Origin of the sequence: Nocardia sp. NPDC051900 (assembly GCF_044452545.1) — a bacterium.
Classification (GTDB): Bacteria; Actinomycetota; Actinomycetes; order Mycobacteriales; family Mycobacteriaceae; genus Nocardia; species Nocardia sichangensis.
In genome coordinates, this window is the sequence record NZ_JBITBU010000059.1 from 1 (window position 1) to 4,930 (window position 4,930).

At 64.0% G+C, this 4,930-nt stretch carries 5 protein-coding genes and 1 pseudogene; 1 reads left to right on the top strand and 5 read right to left on the bottom strand.

What is annotated here, in order from left to right:
- Window positions 1–281: 281 nt before the first annotated feature.
- The 4 genes and pseudogenes from ACIA5H_RS37450 to ACIA5H_RS37465 form a co-directional block, all read right to left on the bottom strand.
- On the bottom strand, window positions 282–1,103 hold the full coding sequence (locus ACIA5H_RS37450) for a class I SAM-dependent methyltransferase (RefSeq protein WP_397081069.1): 822 nt from the start codon (window positions 1,101–1,103) through the stop codon (window positions 282–284).
- Between the two features lie 104 nt (window positions 1,104–1,207).
- Window positions 1,208–1,555: a LysR family transcriptional regulator gene (locus ACIA5H_RS37455; protein WP_397081071.1), complete on the bottom strand. Its 348-nt coding sequence runs from the start codon at window positions 1,553–1,555 to the stop codon at window positions 1,208–1,210.
- Window positions 1,491–1,772: pseudogene (locus tag ACIA5H_RS37460) on the bottom strand (transposase); the annotation flags it as partial. The pseudogene ACIA5H_RS37460 and the gene ACIA5H_RS37455, both read right to left, overlap by 65 nt.
- A 182-nt stretch (window positions 1,773–1,954) precedes the next feature.
- A complete protein-coding gene (locus ACIA5H_RS37465) occupies window positions 1,955–2,314 on the bottom strand; it encodes a TnsA-like heteromeric transposase endonuclease subunit (RefSeq protein WP_364439846.1) in 360 nt (119 codons plus the stop codon).
- Window positions 2,315–2,754: 440 nt separating this feature from the next.
- On the opposite strand from ACIA5H_RS37465, the gene ACIA5H_RS37470 reads away from it, so the two are divergent.
- A complete protein-coding gene (locus ACIA5H_RS37470; RefSeq protein WP_397081065.1) occupies window positions 2,755–3,543 on the top strand; it encodes a hypothetical protein in 789 nt (262 codons plus the stop codon).
- Between the two features lie 138 nt (window positions 3,544–3,681).
- On the opposite strand, the gene ACIA5H_RS37475 is transcribed toward ACIA5H_RS37470, so the two are convergent.
- On the bottom strand, window positions 3,682–4,851 hold the full coding sequence (locus ACIA5H_RS37475) for an IS110 family transposase (RefSeq protein ID WP_397081067.1): 1,170 nt from the start codon (window positions 4,849–4,851) through the stop codon (window positions 3,682–3,684).
- Between the last annotated feature and the right edge of the window lie 79 nt (window positions 4,852–4,930).

The window sequence follows — 4,930 nt, forward strand, 5'->3', positions numbered from 1 at the left end:
GAAGTCTCTCGCGACCTGCGTCAACGAGATCTCGCCCTTGCGGGCGACCGCGACGACATCGCGGCGGAACTCTTCGGGATACGGCTTCGGCATGGTGGACATCCTTCCAGCGAGGAGCAATCCTCACAGGTCAGGAGTCAACCAAACCGAGGGCAGTCCCTAGGGTCTCAAAATTCGTGGCATCTGCCAGTCGGTTGACCTGGTTGTTTTTGGTTTGTCTCACGCCGTGGCCAGCGCCGGTTGTCTCAGTTCGATGGCATTTCTTGTGTGCTGGATGGGGTTCAGGGTTTGGTTGCCCGGATCGAGAAGGTCAGTGGGAGAGGGTTTCCCGGGAGCCGCCAGCGTCCGTCGGGTTCTTGTTGCATTTGTGGTAGCCGCTGGTATGTTGCCCAGTCGAACTCGTGCACGAAGTCGATGCGTAGTCCGGCGGCGAGGACTGCGGTGATGATCTCGCTGAGGGAGTGCTGCCACTCGTAGCAGACGGGTTGGTTCAAGGTGTCGGTGTCTCCGGTGTAGGAGCCGTGCTGTTCGAACCGCATCGGTTCTTGGCGGTGGAAGTAGCTGATTCCGGTGTCGAGTTCGGGCTGGTCGTCGCGGAGGATGCCGGTGAGTGGATGTCCGTCGGCGAGGTAGAACACGCCGCCGGAGTCGAGGTGCCGTGCTGCGATCTGGGCCCATTGTGTGATGTCGGGGATCCAGCACAGCACTCCGTAGGTTGCGTAGACGATGTCGAAGGATTCGTCGAGGACCTGGGGTAGGTCGTAGATGTTGGTTCGCAGGAACCGGGCTGGTAGATCCAGTTGGCAGGCAAGTGATTGTGCGAGGGTGATGGCTTCGTCGGCGATGTCGACGCCGGTCACGGTCGCTCCCAGTCGTGCCCAGCTGAGGGTGTCCATCCCGAAGTGGCATTGCATGTGAAGCAGTCGTTTTCCGTGGACGGGCCCGACTTCGGCGTGTTCGTGGGTGCCGATGCTGCTTCTGCCGGCGAGAAAGCCGTCGAGATCGTAGAACGCCGACCGCGCGTGCAGCCGGGTTCGATCGTTCCAGTTCTGCCGATTCGCCTCGATGAACGTGTCGATGCCGGTGCCCGGTTGTGGCGTCATGTAGCCATCGTGATGGTCGGCTGGGGCGGGCTGCCACTGAATTTTTCCCGAGCTGGGACTCGATCTGCTGAGCCACACACCGACTCGATCAGTCGCATTTCGGGTCAGCCCGCAATGCGCGGCATCGGGCTGTCTCGCTGCGGATTCGGCTGGGTCTGGTCGAGCGCGTCGAGGACGGCTTGTCCGAGTGGTGTGAGGGTCATGGGGCGTTGTGCGTGGGCGCGGTTGAGGAGTTCGCCGCCCAGGTCGAGTTCGAGTTCGCGGATTCGGCGCCGGAGAACGTCGGCGTGGATGCCGAGGTTCTCCGCGGCGCTGGCGAGGGTGGGGTGGTGACTGGCGGCGGCGAACTGTTCGAGTCGGCTCCAGACCCGCCTCCCCGGCCCTGCGGTAGTCGCCGACCCAGCGCCGCACCGTCCGGACACCCACCCCCAGCTCGGCGGCCTTCGCCTCATACCGGGCGTTCAGCGGCAGCGCCGGATCGTATCCGGTGCGTGGTTCCCCCGCAGCGGCAAGTTCGGCCGAACCGGACTTATAGCCGGTGAGAACTTCCCGGACATGCTCGGCGCGCTCGAGCAATCCCCGGCGCTGTGCGTCGTTCAGGTCGTCCAGGACGGCACCGGCCAATGCCTCGTCGTCGGTGCCTGCCGGGCCGTCCTCGGCCGGGATCACCCGGACACTGTCGGTGGTGAGCAATTCGCGAACCCAGACACGACGAACCGGCTACCCCGCCGACTGCGACCGAAGGACAACCTCATTGCCGGCGGAGGTGGCGATCATCTCTACGATCTCGACGGTCTCGCCGTCATAGATCAGCCGCGTCCCCACACCCAAGCGGGTGCCTGCCCTGCCCATCACACCGCCCGCAAAGTGGTCGCCGACCGCAACTGTGCCGACATGTCGACCGTGAACTCCTGCCGCCACAGCAGGTGCAACAGCGCCGCACGGACCGTCGCGGGCGGAAACCCGGATACGCAGCCGAGAGCTTCGCCGATGCTCATCCCGCTTACCATCGAGTCCCGCACCACCTCGACGACACCAGGGTCGAACAGCCAGCCGCGGCGGTAGCCTGCGAGGAATCGAACATTTGCCAGCTCGACCGGATCCGGTTCGCTCCAGATCTCGTATCGCCAGCCGCGTGCCCTCACCACCTGATCGGTCCATGCGAAGGTGAAGGCGACCTTCGGATCCTGTAGCCGCGCAGCAGGTTTCACATCGACCTCGGTGCCAGACCAATACGTGCCAGAGAAGTGTTTCTGCCCGTGATGCCAGCGGAACCTCCGCCACGGAGCCGCCCGTCCCATCGCTTCGGCGCTCACCGCCGCGAACGACCCGACCTCATCGGAACCATCGTCAGCGCAGCGGAACGCCACCACAACAGCATCCACATCGACCGATCGCGCCAATCTCGACAACGACAGCAACGCTCCACCCGCCAACTCGAACCCTCCTGCCCCGGAACACAACTGGCGAAGATCATCCACCAGTCAGCCGGAGCAGGGAGCCGAATCTCAAAATCATGGCCAACTGGCCACGCGATGGCCAAACATTCTGAGATTTGGCCACGACTTTTGAGACCCTACACACCGTCACCACTACCGAAGGCCGCAACGCGGCCAGAGCGCACGCCCTGGCGGCGCTCGCCGACCCGAAGGTGACCGGCTTACCCGCCCACGAACTGCAGCAGCTCTGCACGCTGCTGGCGCCGGCGCAAGCAGCGATCGCCGAGCAGCGCCAGTACCTGCAACGCGGCGGACCACGCCGAAAAGAACGCGGCGACCACGGCCGTCCGTTGCTGACACCGGCCGACAAAGTGCTGATAACCGCGGTCTACCTGCGGCGGGTATGCCCCCAGAAAGTCCTGGTGGAACTGCTGGGGATCAACCCCAACACCATCGGCCGGGCGATCAGGGAAACCCGCACCCTGATCGAAGAGCATCAGATCGAGTTTTCCCAGACATCGCACTACTTCTCCGACATCGACGAGCTGCGCAACTGGCTCGACAACGACACCACCACAACAAGGATCGAAGCCGCTCGAGCGTTGACTCACCCCGACCTCACCGGCATGACCCGTGACGATTTCCAGGCCCTCGTCGACCGGATATCGGTTTCCTACCGCGCCTCGATCGAACAACGACTCCACCGCCAACGCGGCGGTGAACGCCGCCCCGGCACCCGGGGCGGACTGTTCCGCCAGAAGATCACCGACGCCGACCGAATCCTGGCCACCGTGCTGGCCCAACGCCAGCTATGCGACCAACAAACCCTCGCAGAGCTGTTCGGCGTCAGCAGAGGCACCATCCGCAACGCCGTCGACGACGTCCTGCCGCTGCTCCAGCAACACCGCATCACCCCTGCACCCGCAATACACCAGTTCACCACTGCCGCTGAAGTCCTCGACCTGATCGCCTCGGACACCGACCACAAATCGCCAAGTTGAATCTTTACGACTCCGGTGGACGATGCAGACTCCCGCTGTCAACTGGCAGGCTGTCAGCGAGGTCGGAGAGGGTTGGTTCTGATGGCATGACTGCGGCCCGCGTGGCGTCGTGGACACGCGGGTTGCTGAAAGTAGCGGTCAGGCCGCTGCGGCGCTGGAGTGCTTTTCCGGGTTGTAGATGGTGTTGTCCTGCCAGCAGCGCCAGAGAACCCGCCCCCAGCGGGCTCCGACACCACGCAAAGCGCGGTATTTGCCGTGGCCACGGGCTCGAGCTTGCTCATAGGCGTTGGCGGCCCAGTCGGTCTCGCGGGTGGAGACGAAAGCCCACCAGTCGATGGCGTGACGCATTCGATGGTTGCAGGCGTAACGGAACCGGACCTGATGCATGCGCCCAGAGGCGCGCGTGACCGGCGCCAGGCCGGCCTCGGCGAGCAGGACCCGCGCGTCTGGGTAGTGGGAGCGGTCGTCACCCATCTCGGCGATCAATGTGGCCGCGACGACCGGCCCGATGCCCGGGAAGCTGAGGAAAATCGGCGCATCCGGGTGAACATCGAGAAGTTGATCGATCCGTTTATTGCAGGCCCGAATGTGCTGGTTCAGCAACCGCAGCTGCGAGGCGAACAGTTGCGCGGTGAACTGCTTGCCCGCGGTAGTACCCTCCGACGCCGCCAGCAGGTGCGGCTGGAGCCGTTCCACGAGCTGGTCGGCTGGAACTCGACCCGTGTAGCCGTGTCGGCGGCAGAACGCGTCCATCCGCTTGTCTCCGACGCGAGCGGCCTGCGCGGGTGTCGGATAATCGGCGAGGAAGTCCAGGGTGATATCCCGGTCGAGCGTCGAGAACAGGTGCAGCGGCGCAGGATGATACGTGTCGAGAACAGCACGCAGCTGTGACTCGACACTGCGCTGAGACAAGATGATCCGCTCTCGGTCACGGATCACCGCCTTGAGTTCCGCGGTGTCTCGCGACAGCAGCGGCAACGGGCGCCAATGCGTGTACTCATGACGGAGGGTGTCGGCCAGAACGAACGCGTCGAAGCTGTCGGATTTGGTCGCCGACAGCCGATAGCGTTCGCGGGCTCGGGCTGAAATCTTCGGCGACACACAGTAAACCGGAAGGCCACGGAGCTGCAGGTGCTCGACCAGCAGCCCCTCACCGCGTTCGATCGCGATCCGGATGCCGGGAAGGTCGAGTAGGTCGTCGAGTTCGGCGAACCCGCCGAGGTCGTGTCTGACCCGCTTCTGAACGATCAGCTTGCCAGCATGGTCAACAATACATATTTGATGATGTGTTCTGAGGTTCCCCCGCATTGTTGGAGGGCGGGGTTATCAGGTTCCAGCCGGAACCGGGTGATGGTAACTGGCTTCGAACTCGGCGGGTGATCGCCAG